Raw genomic sequence first — 19,363 nt, 5'->3', positions numbered from 1 at the left:
AATACTGAAAACAAAATGTAAGCAAGCGTGGCAAGAGATACGGCAGATGGAAATAAAAACGTTTCGATAAAGTTAAAAACCTCACTTGAATACGATTTCAACTTGCATTATAATCAATATCGAAACGTTTCGATTGCGATCATCTGACAAGAAGAAACAATCGCAGCATGATTTTTGGTCGTTATCGAAACGTTTCTCTAATAGGTTGCATCAGTTGGAGGCCACAGCTTTATTGGAATGAAGCTCTGCTTCTAAGGGCATTCTAACCATGCAAGGGCGCGTGCTTCAAATATAAGTATGAAATCGTCCAAATGGTTGGAATACGAGGGAACGGGGTAAGAACAGGTAGTGAACATGATCAAATGACATTTCGAGAGGGGTTTGCAGGATGAAAAAGACATTTGCGATGATTACGACGGTTGCTCTAGGCGCGGGATTGCTCGCCGGCTGCGGGGCGAACGGCAACAACACGGAAGGCAATACGGGAGCAGGCAACGGCGGCGGCAAGGAAAACGAAAAAGTAACGCTTAGCGTATGGGGCATGGGCGAAGAGGCCAAAACATTGCCTAAGCTGGCGGAGCAATTTACGAAAGAAAACCCGAACATTACGATCAACGTACAGGCGCTGCCATGGAATCAAGGCCATGAGAAGCTCTTGACGGCAATCGCTTCGAAAAAAGGTCCTGACGTCATCCAGATGGGCACGTCCTGGATTCCGGAATTCGCCGACGCGGAGGCGCTTGCGGATCTGACGCCATACGTCGAAAAATATCCGGAGCTGAATCCGGACAACTTTTACGAAGGCGCCGTAGCGGCCGGCAAAGCGGGCGACAAATATGTCAGCTCCCCGTGGTACGTCGAAACGCGCGTATTATACTACCGCACGGATCTGCTGAAGGAAGTCGGTTATGAAGCCGCTCCGAAAACTTGGGAGGAGCTGTCCGACGCGGCGCAGAAGCTGGCGGCCCGCGGCGACGGCAAGTACGGCATCAGCATCGATCCGAAGGAGCAATCGCTTGGCTTCATGTTCTCCCGCCAGAACGGCGCGGAATGGTTCACGGCGGACGGCCAGCCTAACTTCAGCGACCCCAAATTCGTCGAAGCGGTAGAGTACATCAATAGCTTCTACCAAAACGGCTCCGCGCCGAAGGATCTGGGCCTCGACATCATCCCTGCCTTCAAAGAAGGCATTCTGCCGATGTTCATCAGCGGTCCTTGGATGATCAAGCTGATTCAGGATCAAGCTCCGGAAATCGACGGCAAATGGGCAATGGCGGTTCTTCCGAAGAAAGAGAACAACATCTCGCTGCTTGGCGGTTCCAACCTGTCGATCTTCGAATACTCGAAGAACAAAGATGCCGCAGCCAAGTTCATCGCATTTATGAGCAAGCCGGAGACGCAGCTTCAATGGATGGAGACAACTAGCTCCCTGCCGGCGGCTACTGCTGCTTGGGAAGACGACAAGCTGAAGAACGACGAGAACTATAAAGTGATCGGCGAGCAGCTGAACGCAGCCCAACCGATGCCTGTTATTACCGAATGGGCGCAAATCAGCGAAAGCTACGTAAAACACTTCGAAGTGATTTACCGCAATAACGCGGACGTGAAAAAAGAACTGGAAAGCTTCAACAACGACGCGATTAAATTGATGAAATAACGATCCACCAGCTTGTCATGTATGGCAACCGCAGCTAAAGCGGGCGACGGTCGCCATACAAGCGACCGAAGCGGGCCGGCTGCATAGGCCGGCCCGCTTTCTATATATGCCGTTTGCGGCATGAGGAAGGATGTGAGGTTCAAGGTGATGAAAGGGTTTATGAATAGGCAGGCGCCATATTTTTTTATTGCGCCGACTTTGCTGCTACTTACGCTGTTCTCCATCGTACCGATTGTGGTCGCGCTTGTGATCAGCTTTACGGACATGGATTTAAGGGGACTCGCGAATTGGGACAGGGTTTCGTTTATTGGCTTCGAAAATTATGTCGAAGTGCTAAAGGATCCCGTCTTCCTGAAGGCTATACTCAACACGCTCTTCTACGTCGCAATCGGGGTACCGCTCGTTATCCTGTTCTCCTTAACCATCGCTTTGCTGATCAATCTGGGCACGTCCCGAATCTTCAAAGCCTTTAGGGTCGTCTATTACCTCCCTTCCGTAACCAATATCGTTGCCGTTGCGGTTGTCTGGAGTTATCTTTATAATCCGGCGCTTGGCCTGTTTAACTACCTGTTGAATTCGGTTGGTCTGCCGGATGTTCCTTGGCTGACGGAACCGACAATTGCCAAGCTGTCCCTGATCTTGCTTGCGATCTGGAAGGCGATCGGTCTCAATATGATTATCTTCATCGCGGCGCTTCAAGGCATTCCGAAAACGTATTACGAAGCCGCCCAGCTCGATGGAGCGAACACTTGGCAGCAAGTGACGAGCATTACGATTCCGATGCTGCGCTTCGCGATCTTCTTCGTGTCGATCACGACGATGATAGGTTGGCTGCAATTTTTCGAAGAGCCGTTCGTCATGACGGAAGGCGGTCCGCTCGACGGCACGTTGTCCGTAGCGCTCTTTATCTACCAAAACGGCTTTAAATTCAACAACTTCGGCTATGCAGCCGCCGGTTCCTTCGTGCTGTTTGTCTGCATTATCGCCGTGACGCTCGTTCAGCTCAGGCTGCAAAAGAACGAGTCGGACATGACTTAAAGGGGGGATAACATCATGCGTACAACTGTCGCAGGGAAAAAAGGAGGGGCGCGGGATCGCGAAGGCAATTTAACGTTCCAGTGGATATCCGGCATCTTGCTGACCATTGGCGGCATATTTTTCCTTCTGCCGTTCTTCTGGATGGTTTTGTCCTCCTTTAAGCCGGAGAGCGAGATCGTACAGATTCCGCCAACCTTTTGGCCGGCAACGTTTACGACTTACAATTTCAGCTACCTGTTCGAGAATATGAATTTTGGCGTATATCTTAAAAACACGCTGATCATCGTCCTGTTCTCGTTCGGAGGTCTGATGCTTAACGCGCTGGCCGGTTTCGGCTTCGCCAAATACGATTTTAAAGGCCGCAACGGATTGTTTGTTCTGGTGCTCGCCACGATGATGATCCCGAGCCAGGTAACAATGATCCCGGTTTATCTCATTCTGAACTCGTTGGGCCTGACGAACACGATGACGGGCATTGTCCTGCCGGGTCTCGTAGGAGCGTTCGCGATCTTCTTGTTCCGACAGTTTATGTCGACCATTCCGACGGAGCTGCTGGAGGCTACGCGCCTGGACGGCGCAAGCGAATACCGCATCTTCTTGCAGATCGCCTTGCCGATCTCGAAGCCGATTCTGGCGGTACAGGCTATTCTGACGTTCATCGCGGGCTGGAACAGCTTCCTTTGGCCCCTCATTATCGCGAACGACGAGAGCCTGTATACGTTGTCCGTCGGACTATCCTTGCTGAAGGGACAATACGCTGCGAACTTTGGTCTGCAGATGGCGGGAGCTACGTTTATGGTGGCGCCGGTCATCGTGTTGTTCACTTACTTCCAGAAACACATTATTGAAAACTTCACGATTTCCGGATTGAAATAAGCTACGTATTTTTCATGGGAAAAGGAAGGTGCGAGGATGAGTTCAGCTTTACGCAGGCGCCCGAACATTTTGTTTATCATGTCGGACGACCACGCTTCGCATGCGATCGGCGCTTACGGCAGCCGGATTAACGCGACGCCGAATCTGGATCGGTTGGCGGACGAGGGGATGCGCTTCGATAACTGCTTTTGCACCAATTCGATCTGTGCCCCGAGCCGCGCAACGATTTTGACGGGTACTTACAATCACATCAACGGCGTAAAGACGCTTGGCGACGATCTCGACGGCAGGCAGGTTACCTTTCCCAAGCTGCTTCAAGCGGACGGTTATCAAACGGCCATCATCGGCAAGTGGCATCTGGGTCATGGGGGATATCACGATCCGACCGGCTTCGATTATTGGAGTGTGTTGCCGGACCAGGGCGAGTACCGTAATCCCGATTTCTACGAGATGGGGACAAGGAAGACGTTTAATGGATACGTTACGGATGTCGTCACGGACAAGTCTTTGGAGTGGATCGATAATCGGGATCCGGAACGCCCGTTTATGTTGATGTGCCATCACAAGGCACCGCATCGCCATTGGGAACCGGACGAGAAACACAAGCATCTGTACGAGGATATCGATATTCCCGAGCCGGAGACGTTTAATGACGATTATGCGACCCGCTCGCAGGCTGCCGTCCAGGCGAAGATGCGCATCGATGACCTGAACGAGCTCGATACAAAGGGACCGCCTCCCGAAGGCTTGTCGCCGGAGGAAGCTCGGAAGTGGAAGTATCAACGCTATATCAAGGATTATTTGCGCTGTATCGCTTCCATCGACGATAACGTCGGGAGGATGCTGGACTACCTTGACGAGAAAGGACTGGCCGAGGATACGATTGTCATCTATACGTCGGATCAAGGTTTCTTCCTGGGCGACCATGGCTGGTTCGACAAAAGGTTCATGTACGAGGAATCGCTGCGCATGCCGTTCCTGATTCGGTACCCGAAAGAAATCAAGCCGGGCGGCGTGTGTGAGGATATGATTTTGAACACGGATTTTGCGCCTACGTTTCTGGAGTATGCCGGGTTGCCGGTTCATGAGCGGATGCAGGGCGGCAGCATTCGGCCGCTGTTAAACGGCGAGAGGCCGGGGGACTGGAGAACTGCGATGGTTTATCGCTATTGGATGCATCTGGACGGCATTCATGAGGTTTATTCGCATTACGGCATCCGCACTCATCGCTACAAGCTTATCTACTATTACGCGCAGGCGTTAGGCACGACGGACTCGCGGGACGAAAACCGGCCGCCGGAATGGGAATGCTTCGACCTGGAGCAGGATCCGTACGAGTTAAACAATATATACGACAACCCTGATTATGCAGACCGGATTGCCGCGCTTACAAAGCAATTGGAGCGTCTGATGGACGAGGTGCAGGACGAATATATCCACTAGAAGACGTCGGAATCCTTTTCGGCTTCGGCGAACATCGGAATTTCAGTGGAAGCTTGGAGGAATGACGCAGTGAACGATTACGAATTGCAACGATTGCTGGACGAGATGACGCTGGAGGAGGAGGTTAATCAACTGCTACAGCTCGCGCCCGCTTTCTACGAAGGGGCGAACAGCGCCGGCCAAATTACGGGACCGCTCGAAGGGATGGGCATTACCGAAGAGACGGTTCGCCAGACCGGATCCGTGCTGGGGCTCGGCGGCGCCGAAGAAGCGATCGCGATTCAGGAAGCCCACCTGAAGCATAACCGGCTAAACATCCCGCTGCTAACGATGGCGGACGTTATCCATGGCTATCGCACGATCTTCCCGGTGCCTCTGGCGCTTGGCTGTTCGTGGGATCTTGAGCTGGCGGAACGTTCGGCCGCGATTGCGGCGAAAGAGTCGGCCGTGGCGGGCATTCACGTCACATTCTCTCCGATGGCAGATCTGACCCGCGATCCGCGCTGGGGACGGGTGATGGAATCTACGGGCGAGGATCCGTGGCTCAACAGCCAGTTCGCCCGCGCCTTCGTGCGCGGCTATCAGGGCAAGGACGTGTCCAAGGAGCCGTATAAAATTGCCGCGTGCATAAAACATTTTGCGGCATATGGCGCTGCAGAGGGCGGAAGGGACTACAACACCGTCGATATGTCGGAATGGATGCGCCGCGAGTATTACATGCCGTCCTACCGGGCCGCGCTCGAAGAAGGCTGCGAGATGGTCATGACGGCGTTTAATACGGTGGACGGCATCCCTGCGACGGCCAACCGCAAGCTGATGCGCGACCTGCTTCGCGGCGAATGGGGCTTTGACGGCGTGTTGATCTCCGATTGGGGCGCCGTTAAGGAGATGATTCCGCACGGCGTCGCGGAAGACGAGAAGGAATGCGCGCGCAAGGCGATCGAAGCGGGCGTTGATATCGAGATGATGTCGCCATGTTATCCGCATCACCTGCAAGAGCTGGTCGAGGGCGGAGACGTGGACATTCGCCTGCTGGACGAAGCGGTTATGCGCATTCTAAAGCTGAAGCGCAAGCTGGGACTGTTCGAGAATCCGCATCGTTATGCGGATTCTGCTGTTGAACGCGAAGTGCTATTAAGCGCGGAACATCGCGCTGCCGCGCATGAAGCGGCGCTTAAGTCATGCGTACTGCTTCAGAACGAGGGAAAAACGCTGCCGCTTGCCAAAGGGGCGAAGGTGGCGTTAATCGGGCCGTTCGCGAACAGCGATGACCTGCTCGGTCCTTGGTCGTGCATGGGCAAGCGCGAAGAAGTCGTTACGCTTGCAGACGGCATGCGAGTCGTTGCCGGATCCTCAGCCGTTACGGCCGTCGGCTGCGGCGGTGCGGAGCGCTTGTCGGACGAAGAGCTCGCAGCCATGCTGGATGCAGCGCGTTCGGCGGACGTCGTCGTGCTTGCGCTCGGCGAGGATTCGGAAATGAGCGGGGAAGCGGGCTGCCGTTCGGAGCTTACGCTGCCGGGAAGCCAGCTTGAGCTGGTTCGGCAGGTTCGTGCGCTGGGCAAGCCAACGGTCGCCGTGCTGTTTAACGGCCGCCCGCTGGATTTGCGAGGCGTTCTGACCGAGACGGATGCCGTGCTGGAGGCATGGTACCCCGGCACGAACGGCGGCGCTGCGGTGGCTGAACTGTTGTATGGCATCGCGGCTCCTTCGGGCCGATTAACGATGAGTTTCCCGCATTCGGCGGGACAGATTCCGGTTTATTACAACGCATTTAATACGGGCCGTCCGCAGGATCCGAACGGCGAGCGCGTACGCTACGTATCGCAGTATCTGGACGTTCCGAACGAGCCGTTGCTGCCGTTCGGTTACGGACTTGGCTATACGGACATCCGGTATGGCGAAGCCTCGTTGTCTTCCGGCACGCTGAGCGCGGACGGCAAGCTGACGCTGACCGTTGCGGTGACGAACTCGGGAGATTTCGCAGCGGAAGAGACGGTGCAGCTGTACGTCCGCGACATGGCCGGCGAGACCGTCCGGCCGTTGCGCGAGCTTAAGGGGTTCGAGAAGGTTAAGCTCGAAGCGGGCGAAACGAAGACGGTCGCATTCCAAATAACGGAAGAGATGCTCAGGTATCATCATTCCGACTTGCAGTATAGCAGCGATCCCGGCCGATTTCTGGCCATGGTCGGCCCGAACAGCCGAGACGTACGGGAGCTTGCGTTCGAATTGAGATAGTGGGAAGGAGCCCGGAGATGAGTATTCAACAGCAAGAGAAAACAATTGCCGTGCAAGCGGACGGCTTGACGTTTACATTTCTGAGCAGCGGAGACCTGCGCGAGATCGGCTACAAAGATCTGATGATCAATCAAGTCATGTCGAATCCGTTGGACGGATCCATGAACAATTTGTATGTGCGCGTGCGCAAAGAGGGCAATTACCTGTTTGCGCCGCTGCTTGGCGTAAGGTCGAACAGCAACGTGGCGGCTGCAGGCCGCCGGGTTGTCTGGAACGGGGAGACGCTGGGCATAGCCTATCGGGTGACGTTTACGCTGATGCCGGGACTGATCTGGTTCTGGGATGTCCGGCTTAGCGGCGACGGATTGGAAGCGGATCTGGTGTACGGCCAGGATGTGGGCCTCGCCGACAAAGGCGCGGTGCGCACGAACGAAGCGTACATGTCCCAATACTTGGGCCATACCGTTTTTCAGACGGAGGAGAAAGGATACGCGGTCTGCTCGAGACAGAATCAGCCGATGTCGACCGGATTCCCATATTTGCAGCAAGGATCGCTCACCGGAGCGGTATCGTATTCGACCGACGGCTTCCAGTTCTTCGGACTATCCTACAAGGAAACAGACGTGCCGGAAGCACTCGGTCGCGATCGTCTGGACGATAAGGTCTATCAATACGAATTCGCTTATACGGCGCTGCAATCTCAGACGGTGCGGTTAACCGCCGGTCAAGAGGCATCGTTCGTGTTTTATGGCCTGCTGAAGCCGAACCATCCGGAAGCAATAAGCGAGCTGGCTTATACGGAGGACATTCTTGCAGCATGGGAAGGCGCTCAGGCACTGGGGAAAAACGACGAGACTGGCCCGGTTGGCGAACGCGTCTCGTGGAGTGATCGAATCGGAAATCCGCTGCGTGCCGAGAATGTAACCCCTGAAGAGATCGAAACGTTGTACCCTGTGCGATTGCAAGAAGAGCGCGATGGCGACGAGCTGCTGTCCTTCTTTACCCCGACGTACGAGCATGTGGTGCTGAAGGCCAAGGAGCTGCGAATGGAGCGTCCGCATGGCCATATTTTGATGAGCGGCGACAATGCCCGGATAAACGACAACGTATTGTCCTCGACCAATTATATGTACGGCATTTTCCACTCGCAGATCACGATCGGCAATACGTCGTTCAACAAGCTGATGACGAACGCTCGGAACGCACTGAACGTGCTGAAGACGTCCGGGCAGCGGATCTACGTGGAGACCGACGGGCAATTCCGCCTGTTGACGATGCCTTCCCTATACGAGATCGGCTTCAACTATGCGCGCTGGTATTACAAAACAGGCGGGGACACTCTTGTCATTACCGCGTGGACGAAGGCCGATGCTCCCGAACTGGCGCTTGAAGTCGTCTCCCGGAAGGGCAAATCGTACCGGTTCCTCGTGTCGAATCAGATGACGATGAACGACAAGGAATACGAGTTGCCATATCGGATGGAGGCAGAAGAGGGCGGGCTGGTATTTCGCGCCCATGCGGAATCGCCAAGCTCGGGCGTCTATCCGGAGCTGCAATTCCGTCTCGGTCTGCGCGGCGCGGAGATGAAGGTGTTGGACGAGCGGGCATTCGTCGCCGAAGCGCAGGCAGGTTCGGCGTCGCTGGTCGTGCTGGAGCTCGCTCCGTCCGCCAAGTGGCGGCTAACGATTGAGGGCAGGCTGGACAAGACGGATGAGCAGTTTGTTGCGACTGGTGCAACGGTTGGCGCGAACGACCTTCCGGTCGAAGCGGATATCGAACAATACCGTTCGTTCCTCTCCTCCGTCATGAACGGCTTCGGCTTGTCGCACGACTCGGCGGAGAAGGCACGGAAGCTGGAGAAGTTCAACGCGTTGGCCTGGTGGTACACCCACAACATGCTCGTTCATTATTCCGTGCCGCACGGCCTGGAGCAATACAGCGGTGCCGCATGGGGGACGCGGGATGTGTGCCAGGGACCGACGGAATATTTTATGGCGATGGGCAAACACGAACAAGTGAAAGATATTTTAAAGACGGTCTACTCGCATCAGTACAAGAAGGATGGCAACTGGCCGCAATGGTTCATGTTCGACCGCTATTACCGGATACAGCAGGAAGAGAGCCACGGCGACATCATCGTATGGCCGCTCAAAGTGCTGGGCGACTACCTGAGAGTGACCGAGGATTATACGATTCTGGAAGAACGCGTGCCATATACGACCCATGATGGCGAGCAGACGGAGGAGACGTATACGATTCTGGACCATGCTCGCAAGGAACTTGGCTACATCAAGGATCACTTCCTTCACGGCACTCGGTTGTCCTCGTACGGCGATGGCGACTGGGATGATACCCTGCAGCCTGCTAACGCCAAGCTAAAGCAGTTTATGATCAGCAGTTGGACCGTGTCGCTGACCTTCCAGACGTTCTCGCAGCTGTCGGCCGCGTTGGCCGGTCAAAGCGAGGAGCTGGACGGGCTGTCGGCGGAGCTGAAGAAACTGGCAGAAGGCATCAAGGCCGACTTTAACCGCTTCCTGGTCAAGGATGGCGTCACTTCCGGCTTTGCCTATATGGAAGAACCGGGCCGCATCGATCTGATGCTGCATCCGGGCGATAGCAAGACGGGCATCGAATACCGTTTGCTGCCGATGACGCGCAGCATGATCGGCGAGCTGTTTGATGCACAACAGGCGGAGTCGCATTATCGACTGATCAAGCAGGAGTTGTATTGCCCGGACGGCGTACGTTTGATGAACCGTCCGGCCGATTATGCGGGCGGCGTCAGCACGCGCTTCAAGCGCGCGGAGCAAGCGGCGAACTTTGGCCGCGAGATCGGCTTGCAATACGTCCACGCGCATATTCGTTATATCGAGGCGATGGCGAAGCTGGGCAAGACGGACGAAGTGTGGACGTCGCTTGCGAGCATAAATCCGGTCGGCATCCGAGACGTTGTGCCTAACGCCGACTGGCGCCAAAGCAACTCGTACTTCAGCAGCTCCGACGGCAAGTTCGCGGATCGCTACGAGGCGCGCGAAGGCTTTGGCAAGCTGTGTACCGGCGAAGTGCAGGTAAAAGGCGGCTGGCGGATCTACTCCAGCGGTCCCGGCATCTACATGAATCAGCTCATCTCGAACGCGCTTGGCATCCGCCAGGAAGGCGGCGACCTTGTGCTCGATCCCGTGATGCCTGCGGAGCTGGACGGACTTCGGTTCGCGTTCCGGTGGGCGGGGCATAATGTCACGTTCCGCTACGAGATCGCCGGCGGCACGGTGCGCGGCGTGACGGTAAACGGAGCGGCAGTCGATACTGCCACGGTGACGAACCGCTATCGCCCGGGCGGCGTGCGGATCGCTCGCGAGACGCTGGAAGGCATGTTCGCCGAGGGCTCGAACGAAGTCGTCATTACAATGGCATAAGTGAAGGTTGAGCGATGGCGATGGGGTAGTATTCCCATCGCTGCTCTTTTTACTATATAATCGACTGAGATAAGAAAGCGGGCAGTAAGGAATAGGGGCGATAGTTGTGGTAAGTATAAAAGACATTGCCAAGCACGCGGGGGTATCCATCTCGACCGTATCGTACGCGTTAAATGGAAATCCCAAAGTCACGGAAGAAACAAGCAAAAAAATTCTGGCCGTGGCCAAACAATTAAATTATGTGCCTAATGCGGCAGCGCGAACGCTCAAGAAGCGGGAGACCAAAATTATCGGAGCCTACCTGACGACCCTCGAAGGGGCTTTCTACGGAGAGCTCCTGCAAGGCATGAAGGAAGAATTGAATAAGCGGGATTACGACCTCGTCATCTGCAGCGGAACGCAATCCCACCGGATGCTGCCGGAAGGCATGCTGGACGGCGCCATTATTTTGGACAGACTGTTCTCGGACGAAGAGCTGCTGCTTCATGCGGGGAGAGGCCATAAGCTGGTTGTGCTGGACCGTGAGCTGAGCCATGAGAACATCGTGCAGGTGCTGCTCGACAACAAGGCGGGCGCGACGTTTGCAATCGAGTATCTGATCCGGCAAGGGCATAAAAAGCTGTACGTCGTGACGGGGCCGGAGGGCTCCTTCGACTCCGATCAGCGGCTGGCAGCCGTGCGTCAAGCGGTGGAGCGGGGTGGACCGGGACTGACGTACAACGAAATTCCAGGCAACTTCGACAAAGCGAGCGGCGTGTCGGCCGCGAGACGCATTCTTGCCGAATACGACGGTCCGGCCGCCGTATTTTGTCAAAATGACGAGATGGCAATCGGCGTGTATCAAGCGTTAAAGGATACGCCGTACCGGATCGGCGAACATCTGCATGTGGTGGGCTTCGATCATATCGAGATCTCCGATTATTTGCAGCCGCGTTTGGCCACGGTCGATTATTCGGAGCGTCGCTGGGGCGCGCTTGCCGCAGAGCAGCTTATTAAGCTGATCGCATGCGAGGGCGCGGAGCATGAGCGCGTCTACGTATCTCTGATCGAAGGCGAGTCGGTTGGGCGCATTGAATAAACGAGAGAAGGGGCTGTCACCTTATGGGACAGCCCCTTGGAGTCGCGCGGGGCGACTTGGGATGGGATAGCCCGAGAAAAGAGGCTATCGATTCATTGATGCAAAGCTGGAAATGAAGCTATAATCGATCGATCATCGACAACCTGTAAAGGAACTGAGAAGCCTTATTTTGATCATTTGGCGTGTTAGTAGAATCTAACGGAACGGGGCGACGTTATTCGTGAGAAATCCAGGCAAACCGCGGACTTGTGCCCCTCTTAAGAGCTGTCAGTTCCGTTAGAATGGCGAAATGGCGTTTTTTGATGAAATAACGCCTTTCAGTTCCGTTAGTTTGTTGTTGATGCGATAACGCAGTAAGGGGCTGTCACTTTGACAGCCCCTTTTTTGAATTAAGGGGGAATATAAGTTTGCTATCGTGTCGGCTTGGTTATGGCGCTCTCGGATGCAGATTAGTTTGTGCTGTTTACGCAATAATTGAGCGAAAATACACAATGATGGTAAGGTAAGAGCCGTTCCTTCGTATATTTGTACATATATACATAAATATTTGTTCAGAGGGGGCCCGAACGACGATGTGAAGCGAGAATTTGTGTATTTTCGTACAAATCGCTGTACAAGGGCCCCATATGTTTCGGAAATTGGGGAGAAATGCACAAATGTGCAGAGAATCCGATGTTTGGGCCTTGCCATGTGCAAACGAATCCCTTTGAACGATATCCCGTCGACTCAGACAAGATTGCATATTCATTTTCATGTATAGATTCATGTATAGAGGGCTAGAGGGTTACTGATACACGCATGCAGGGATACTCCATACGTATGCGACAAGCTCGCTTTGTTCATGCTATTTGGCGACACTCGAACGCAAGGGGGACTGTCCCAAAAGTGTTCAAATGATAGGGAAACGTTCCGATTCACACGCAAAAGGAACTCGAATTCCACTGTGGGATGAGGTCCTTTTCTTGAAAAAATCCGACTTGACGTGGGGCTCGAAAAATTTCTCGGAACGAAACGAGCCCCGCCGCCAAAGGACGGCGTAGCCGTTTCGCCTTGTACGAGTTTTATTGAATAGGCTCGAAGTTCGCCAGTTGAGCCTCGACTTCGGCGATAACCTTGTCGATGCCGGCTTTCTTGAGGTCTGCTCTGTATTCTTCAACGGCAGTTTTGGGATCCTTGCTCGTTTTGCCGAGCATCAGCTGCATGCCGAGCTGCATGTTGACGTTCGAGATCGCCGCCAGCTCCGTCGTAACCTTGGACGGATCGAAGCTGAAGCCGACGTACGGATCGTTGATGGCCACTTTATCCCACTCTTCGTAGAGCGATTTGCGGACAGGGTTCTCGGAATCCATCGGCAGGTTGTACTCGTCGGTACGCAACGACCAAGCCGCGAAGCCGCCGCCGTCTTTCTCTTGGTTGAAGCTCGCCGGCGTCTTTTTCACGCCGTCGACGATCTCGTATTGACGGCCTTCGATGCCGTATTGGATCAGGTTGTAGTAGCTCGGGTCGGTCATGAACTTCTCGATAGCCATGAGGGCGCGCTCCGGATTGCCGGAGTTCGTGCTGATGACCGTCGAGTTTTCGACGCCGATCTTTCTCTTGATCTTGCCGTTAGCTTCCCCGAACGTGTAGAAGTAAGGATCGGCTTCCGGCTGAGCCTTTTTGTCGGCGCCGTATTTGCCGATCCAGTCCTGCGCGTGCGTCAGATAACCCGCGGAGTTGGCCGCCTGGAAGTTCGTGTTCGCGCCGACCTGCGAGGACAAAATGTCCTTCGGCCAGTAGCCTTTATCGGACCACTCGCGCATTTTGACCGCCCATGCCTCGAATTCCGGCGTAAAGGCCGGGTGGAACACTTTCTTAAAGCTTTCCGGGCTTTCCGTCACAAGGTTAAGCTCGGAGAACGAAATGCCCGGCGCGTTCAGCCACATGCCCGTCGTGTCGACCAGCATGCGGAACATGTTCTGTGCATCCGCCGCGTTGCCGTTGATCGGCGCATACGATTCGTTCGCCAAGACGTTGTCCATGTATTTCTCCATGTCTTCGATGGAAGCGATTTTCTCCATGCCGTATTTCTTGAGCAGGTCGGAACGGTATGCGTAACCGGAAGGCGTATATTCGCTGTACATGGAAGGCACGCCGTAGATGCGGCCGTCAACCATGGTGCCTTTCCACGCGGTTTCCGAAATCGCGGCTTTCAGCTTCGGCGCGACTTTGTCCAGCATGTCCGTGATATCGACCAGCGCGTCCTGCGACGCGAGCGTATAGTAGGAAACTTGGGCGCCCGGGGATGCGTGGGACATGTCGAACTTCTCGCCGGATGCGAAGAGCAGCGGATATTTCGTCGCGATATCGCCCCAGTCGATGTATTTCACTTCGATGGTCGCGTTAATGTCCGCCTTCAGCTTTTTGTTGATTTCGGCCAAAATATCCTTGTTGGCGACTCCTTCCCCGCCCCACAGATAATAAACGAGCTTCGCTTCCTTGGAGGTGTCCACCCCGCTCGATCCCGTACCTTCCGTTTGGGTCGGCGTCTTCCCGTTATTGGATCCGGTATTCGTCGGTTCATTCCCGTTGTTGGAAGAACAAGCGCTAAGCAAGCTCATCGACATCGTGGCCGCAAGAGCCACACCTAATAACTTTTTCCCTTTCATTCTAAAAACCTCCCCTTCGTAATGGAACCCATATCATGAAGCTATATAATAAACGGTCCTGTGGGCCGTCTATTAACGAAAATGATCTTACCCTTTTACCGCGCCGATCGTCAGACCGGTGATGAAGTACCTCTGCAAGAACGGATAAAGCAGAATGATCGGGCCTGTGGCGAGCACGGCCGTCGCCATCTTGATGGACTGCGAAGGCAGATCCGCCGTGTCGATGACGGCGCCTTGGTTAATGAGCGCCTGGATGTTCGTCTGGTTAATCATTCGCTGCAGGAAGTATTGAAGCGGGAACTTATCGGGCGACTGAATGTACAACATGCCGTTATACCATTCGTTCCAAAAGCCCAGCGCCGTGAACAAGCCGACGGTAGCCAGCGACGGGACGGCGAGCGGCAGGAACACCTGCCAATAGATTCGGAAGTCGCCCGCGCCGTCTATCGTAGCCGATTCGTAGAGCGAATCGGGTATAGCCTTCATAAAGTTCCGCATTAGAAAGATCGACCATGCTCCGACGATGCCGGGCAAAATCATCGCGTACAGGCTGTCCTTGAGGTCCAGGTATTTGACCATCAGAATATAGGTCGGGATCAGTCCGCCGCCGAACAACGTCGTGAAATAAATCATGAACGAGAAGAAGTTCCGGTATTTGAAGTCCTTCCGGTTGAGCACGAAGCCCGCCATCGACATCATGAACAGTCCGAACAGCGTGCCGACGACCGTGATGAAGATGGTGACGCCGTAGGCTTTGGTCAACGCCGTGGAATTGTTGAGCATCATATCGTAGGCCTTGAACGAAATCTCTTTCGGGAACAGCTTGTAGCCTTCCTGAAGAATTTCGCGTTCGTTCATGAACGAAGAAGAAATCATCAGAACGAACGGGAAGAGGCAAGCCAAGGCGAATGCGGTAATGCTGAAGTAGCTGATCGCCTTGATCGCGAGGGTGCCGCGGTCCTGCTTGATTTTGGCTGAAGTCATGAATTTCGCCTCCCTTGTTAGAATAATGCGCTGTCCGGCTCGACCTTCCGCACGATGTAGTTGACGAAAAGAACCAGGAGCAGGCCGAACGCCGATTGATAGAAGCCGACCGCCGCACCCATCGAGAAGTTGAATTGGCCGACCAAGCTGCGGAATACGAAAGTATCGATAATATCGGTCTGCGGATACAGCACCGAGTTGTTGCCGATCAGGTTGTAGAACAGGTCGAACGAGCCTTTCATGATGCCGCCGAGCCCGAAGAGCAGCAGCAGGATAAACGTCGGCTTGAGCATTGGAAGCGTCATGTAGCGGATGCGTTGCCAGTTGCTCGCTCCGTCCATGTACGCGGCTTCGTACAGATCGTTATTGATGCCGGTTATGGCGGCCAGGTAGACGATCATGCCGTAGCCGGTCATGCTCCAGATTTTAAAGGCGACGATGATGTACTTCCAGATTCCCGGATCCGAATAAAATTCGTAACGCTCAAGTCCCGCCTGAACAAGCAGCGTATTGATAAAGCCGGAGTTGAAGTTCAGCATGTTGTAGGCAAACACGCCGACGATAACCATCGAGATGAAGTGCGGCAGCAGAATGATCGATTGGGAAATTTTTTTGAACCATTTCCCGGCTACCTCGGTGAGCATGATCGCGAACACGACCTGAATGACGTTGCCGAGCGCCAGGAAAACGAAATTGTAGAGGAGCGTGTTTTTCGTGATGTTCCAAAGATCGCCGGTCTGAATCAGAAACTTGAAGTTATCCAGCCCGAGAAATCGGCTTCCGAAAATCCCTTTGCTAATATTGAAGTCAACGAAGGCGACGTAAGCGCCCGGCATAACCAGATAATGAAAGATGATGAAGTACAGAATAACGGGCAGAAGCATGAGGAAAAGAATTTTATTCTTCATGACTTCGCGCGCGATATTGCCGCATTGAAGCTTTAGACTGGTTAGGACGCGCATGTATACCAACTCCTTGATCATGGATAGAAACAGTTCGGCCGACCGATTGGCAACGTTTTCAATAAGGATGAGGTTACTGTTGGAGACCCTTTCATAAAAAGGCTGACAATACGTTCTGACCTCCTTTACGAAGCATGGCAGAATGGGGTGGAGCACGTTTTTACAGCAAATCATCGAAACGTTTATATTTTGGGTAAAAAAAAGATTGAAACAGAGTATGAGCAATGGATTCATTTTGAGTAATCGCTTTCATTGGAATGAAAACGCTTCTCCTAGAATATATCATCACTCTTTTTGATTGTAAACCCTAATTTTTTGTTGACAAGACCACGTTGAATGCGTTTACAATAAGAAATATAATTGAATTGAAACGTTTAACTTGGATTGGGGAAGCGAACAACCGTATATCTTTTGCGGAAAAATACGGTTTTTAAGTTGGAGAGTAAGGAATTGAAACGTTTCGCAATAATGTTTAACGACAACAAGAGAAAGGGGATGGGGAATGTTGTGGTAAGCATCAAAGATATTGCCAAACACGCAGGCGTTTCGATTTCCACCGTATCCTATGCATTAAACGGAAATTCGAAAGTAACGGAAGAAACAAGCAAAAAAATATTGGCTGTCGCCAAAGAATTAAATTATGTGCCGAACGCGGCTGCGCGTACGCTCAAGAAACGTGAAACCCGCATCATCGGCGCGTTTCTTACGACCTTTGAGGGAGCTTTTTACGGCGAGCTGCTGCAGGGCATGAAGGAGGAACTGAACAAACGCGGGTATGACCTTGTCATCTGCAGCGGCACGCAGTCGCATCGCATGCTGCCGGAGGGCATGCTCGACGGCGCGATCGTCCTCGACAGACGATTCTCCGATGAGGAATTGATACTGCATGCGAACCGCGGACACAAGCTCGTTGTGCTCGACCGTGAGCTAAGCCACGATAACATCATACAGGTTTTGCTCGACAATAAGGCCGGAGCGACGTTCGCGATGGAATATTTGATCCGCCAGGGGCACAAGAAGCTATACGCGTTGACGGGGCCCGAGGGCTCGTTTGATTCGGAACAGCGCCTCGCGGCCGCGCGCCAGACCGTGGAGCGCGGCGATCCGGAGTTGGATTACTGCGAGCTTCCTGGCAATTTTGACAAAGCGAGCGGCACTGCCGCGGCAAAGCGGATCGCGTCCGAATACGACGGACCGGTCGGCGTCTTCTGCCTGAACGACGAGATGGCGATCGGCATGTACCATGGATTAAAGGATACGCCGTACCACATAGGGGAGCATGTTCATGTGGTGGGCTTCGACCATATCGATATTGCCGACTTTTTGCAGCCCCGTCTGACGTCGATCGACTACTCCGAGCGTCGCTGGGGCTCCGTCGCTGCGGAGCAGCTCATCCGGTTGATCGAAGGCAGCGGCGCGGAGCACGAGCGCATCTACGTCTCGCTGGTGGAAGGCGAGTCGGTGGGGCAGGTTTAATTAACGGTGAGTCCAGGCCCTAACGGACCAATGTCGTAAATGGCGTGACGCGGCTTTAATGGACAAGATGCTGATCTAACGGAAAAGGTCGGCGCTATGTGAGAGAAAATCGGGGAATGTAGGATCTAGCGGGCGTGGGGAGACTTTCGATTAACTGCGCATAGGTGAAACAGCGGGCAACTGTCCGGTAAGAAACCGACTGGAGCTGCTTTAACGGAAATGAAAGGCGTTATATCGGTAAAAAGCAGCAATTCGCGATTCTAATGGAACTGACAGCCCTTATGATGGGCAAAAGTCCGCGTTTTGCCTAGATTTCTCGCGAATAAAGTCGCAGGGTTCCGTTAGATTTTAATATCACGCCAATCGATCAAAATAAGAGCTCTCATTTCCGTTTGCAGGTTGGCCGATGATCAAATATAGTTCCATTTACAGCTTTGCACACAATGAATCGCAGTCTCGTGGGAAACCTTATTGGGCAAATTTGGTTACTTGGAGTGGTGCAGCACGTATAGAACGTCTGCGCCGTCCGTTAGAATTCAAAAATCGACGATACCCCCGAAGTGATGTCATCTCAGTTCGTTAGAGTGGATAAATGTTGAGTCAGTGCCTGGGATGTCTCGTGCTCTGTATTTCATGTGTCGTTAGCAGGAAGGGGATCGGCGAGGTGGTTAGTAAAATGCGCGCGGACGAGGGTTCCGTCAAGAAGTTTGTGTAAGTGTGTAGAGTGACGCTCTTAGGGACGAGCTGGTCGTACATTTCGCCCTGACTCAATTGCGGGAAAAACTCCCTTTATTTCACTCCAAATCAGCGGAAATGCAAAAATAAAGGGATTACTGCCCTCTGATTTGCCTTCAGCCTGGCTTCCACAGCCTTTTGAGGAGAAATAGAGGGAGCTAATCCTTCTGTTTTTTCTTCGCAATCACAATCCAACGAATTAGATGGAGTTTTTCCCTTTGCTTTCAAAAGCTCAGCCGATGCCCTACTTCCGGACAAGCCCAACTAGGGCGATCCCTCTGCGGATGATCATCTCTCCGCACCGCGCGCATCGCGGCACGCGGTGTTCGGTCACACCTCGGCGGTCAAACTTCGTTCCACGGCAGCAGCACCCGAACATCGTATTGCAGAATATCCTCTATATCGGCTATGCGCAGCAGCAGTCGGTCCATTTCCGTATAGTGAACGGGATATTCCGCCATGGTTGTATATCTTTCTACATAGGTTCTTAAAGAAGGCATATGAATGCCGATCACGTTAGGATCATCCTTATGCCGCACGTAAACGTGATCCGGAACGGCGACGGCCAGTGCGTCCGCATCCAGCTCGTCGGAGGGATAAGCTTCGAACGGCGCATCCAACCGAATATATAAGGTCTGCCCCCAGTCCGTTCCTCTCATCTCCGTAAGCATGACCCAAACAGGCAATTGATGCCCGGCGTCCCCGTCTCTCTCATATAATACATGCAATTTACCATTGTCCATTCCAGAGGCTCCTCCCTATTCCGTCTCGTCCGTATTCACCAGACATCCCTGTAATATCGTCTATCCCTATTC

12 protein-coding genes are annotated in these 19,363 nt (G+C 53.6%); 8 read left to right on the top strand and 4 right to left on the bottom strand.

The genetic code is table 11. The features are described from left to right. Positions 1-388: 388 nt before the first annotated feature. The 7 genes from H7F31_RS00870 to H7F31_RS00840 all read left to right on the top strand — a co-directional run bounded on the left by H7F31_RS00870 (position 389) and on the right by H7F31_RS00840 (position 11,743). Entirely contained in the window at positions 389-1,657 is a 1,269-nt protein-coding gene (locus H7F31_RS00870) for a sugar ABC transporter substrate-binding protein (RefSeq protein WP_187102598.1), read from the top strand. 147 nt (positions 1,658-1,804) lie between these two features. Next, positions 1,805-2,695 (top strand): carbohydrate ABC transporter permease, encoded by an 891-nt coding sequence (locus H7F31_RS00865; RefSeq protein WP_087571396.1) that lies wholly within the window; start codon positions 1,805-1,807, stop codon positions 2,693-2,695. A gap of 15 nt (positions 2,696-2,710) precedes the next feature. Next, positions 2,711-3,571, top strand: a complete 861-nt coding sequence (locus tag H7F31_RS00860) for a carbohydrate ABC transporter permease (protein ID WP_087571397.1) — start codon at positions 2,711-2,713, stop codon at positions 3,569-3,571. Between the two features lie 36 nt (positions 3,572-3,607). Then, positions 3,608-5,014, top strand: coding sequence for a sulfatase family protein (locus tag H7F31_RS00855; protein WP_187102597.1), 1,407 nt, complete (start codon positions 3,608-3,610; stop codon positions 5,012-5,014). 69 nt (positions 5,015-5,083) lie between these two features. After that, the gene (locus tag H7F31_RS00850; RefSeq protein ID WP_187102596.1) at positions 5,084-7,249 is read left to right on the top strand and encodes a glycoside hydrolase family 3 N-terminal domain-containing protein; all 2,166 of its coding nucleotides are present in this window, start codon (positions 5,084-5,086) and stop codon (positions 7,247-7,249) included. A 17-nt stretch (positions 7,250-7,266) separates the two neighbouring features. Next, positions 7,267-10,665, top strand: a complete 3,399-nt coding sequence (locus tag H7F31_RS00845) for a GH36-type glycosyl hydrolase domain-containing protein (RefSeq protein WP_187102595.1) — start codon at positions 7,267-7,269, stop codon at positions 10,663-10,665. 106 nt (positions 10,666-10,771) lie between these two features. Next, the gene (locus tag H7F31_RS00840; protein WP_187102594.1) at positions 10,772-11,743 is read left to right on the top strand and encodes a LacI family DNA-binding transcriptional regulator; all 972 of its coding nucleotides are present in this window, start codon (positions 10,772-10,774) and stop codon (positions 11,741-11,743) included. Between the two features lie 1,061 nt (positions 11,744-12,804). On the opposite strand, the gene H7F31_RS00835 is transcribed toward H7F31_RS00840, so the two are convergent. From H7F31_RS00835 to H7F31_RS00825, 3 genes are all read right to left on the bottom strand, one after another. Further along, on the bottom strand, positions 12,805-14,391 hold the full coding sequence (locus H7F31_RS00835) for a DUF3502 domain-containing protein (protein ID WP_187102593.1): 1,587 nt from the start codon (positions 14,389-14,391) through the stop codon (positions 12,805-12,807). Positions 14,392-14,478: 87 nt separating this feature from the next. Then, a complete protein-coding gene (locus H7F31_RS00830) occupies positions 14,479-15,375 on the bottom strand; it encodes a carbohydrate ABC transporter permease (protein ID WP_087571656.1) in 897 nt (298 codons plus the stop codon). Between the two features lie 17 nt (positions 15,376-15,392). Beyond that, complete coding sequence (locus H7F31_RS00825; protein ID WP_214626672.1) at positions 15,393-16,337, bottom strand: ABC transporter permease; 945 nt, start codon at positions 16,335-16,337, stop codon at positions 15,393-15,395. A gap of 507 nt (positions 16,338-16,844) precedes the next feature. Between H7F31_RS00825 and H7F31_RS00820 the strand changes: the two genes are divergently transcribed. Beyond that, positions 16,845-17,813 (top strand): LacI family DNA-binding transcriptional regulator, encoded by a 969-nt coding sequence (locus H7F31_RS00820; RefSeq protein ID WP_187105150.1) that lies wholly within the window; start codon positions 16,845-16,847, stop codon positions 17,811-17,813. A 1,079-nt stretch (positions 17,814-18,892) separates the two neighbouring features. Here the strand turns inward: H7F31_RS00820 and H7F31_RS00815 are convergent. Beyond that, entirely contained in the window at positions 18,893-19,291 is a 399-nt protein-coding gene (locus H7F31_RS00815) for a hypothetical protein (RefSeq protein WP_187102592.1), read from the bottom strand. Positions 19,292-19,363: the final 72 nt, after the last annotated feature.

It is taken from the genome of Paenibacillus sp. PAMC21692, from assembly GCF_014303795.1.
Classification (GTDB): Bacteria; Bacillota; Bacilli; order Paenibacillales; family Paenibacillaceae; genus Pristimantibacillus; species Pristimantibacillus agaridevorans.
This window is presented reverse-complemented; position numbering and strand designations above follow the sequence as displayed.

Coding starts and splice junctions, on each gene's coding strand:
- H7F31_RS00815 (WP_187102592.1), bottom strand. CDS start 19,291: ATGGACAATGGTAAATTGCATGTATTATATGAGAGAGACGGGGACGCC.
- H7F31_RS00835 (WP_187102593.1), bottom strand. CDS start 14,391: ATGAAAGGGAAAAAGTTATTAGGTGTGGCTCTTGCGGCCACGATGTCG.
- H7F31_RS00830 (WP_087571656.1), bottom strand. CDS start 15,375: ATGACTTCAGCCAAAATCAAGCAGGACCGCGGCACCCTCGCGATCAAG.
- H7F31_RS00855 (WP_187102597.1), top strand. CDS start 3,608: ATGAGTTCAGCTTTACGCAGGCGCCCGAACATTTTGTTTATCATGTCG.
- H7F31_RS00870 (WP_187102598.1), top strand. CDS start 389: ATGAAAAAGACATTTGCGATGATTACGACGGTTGCTCTAGGCGCGGGA.
- H7F31_RS00865 (WP_087571396.1), top strand. CDS start 1,805: ATGAAAGGGTTTATGAATAGGCAGGCGCCATATTTTTTTATTGCGCCG.
- H7F31_RS00845 (WP_187102595.1), top strand. CDS start 7,267: ATGAGTATTCAACAGCAAGAGAAAACAATTGCCGTGCAAGCGGACGGC.
- H7F31_RS00825 (WP_214626672.1), bottom strand. CDS start 16,337: ATGCGCGTCCTAACCAGTCTAAAGCTTCAATGCGGCAATATCGCGCGC.
- H7F31_RS00860 (WP_087571397.1), top strand. CDS start 2,711: ATGCGTACAACTGTCGCAGGGAAAAAAGGAGGGGCGCGGGATCGCGAA.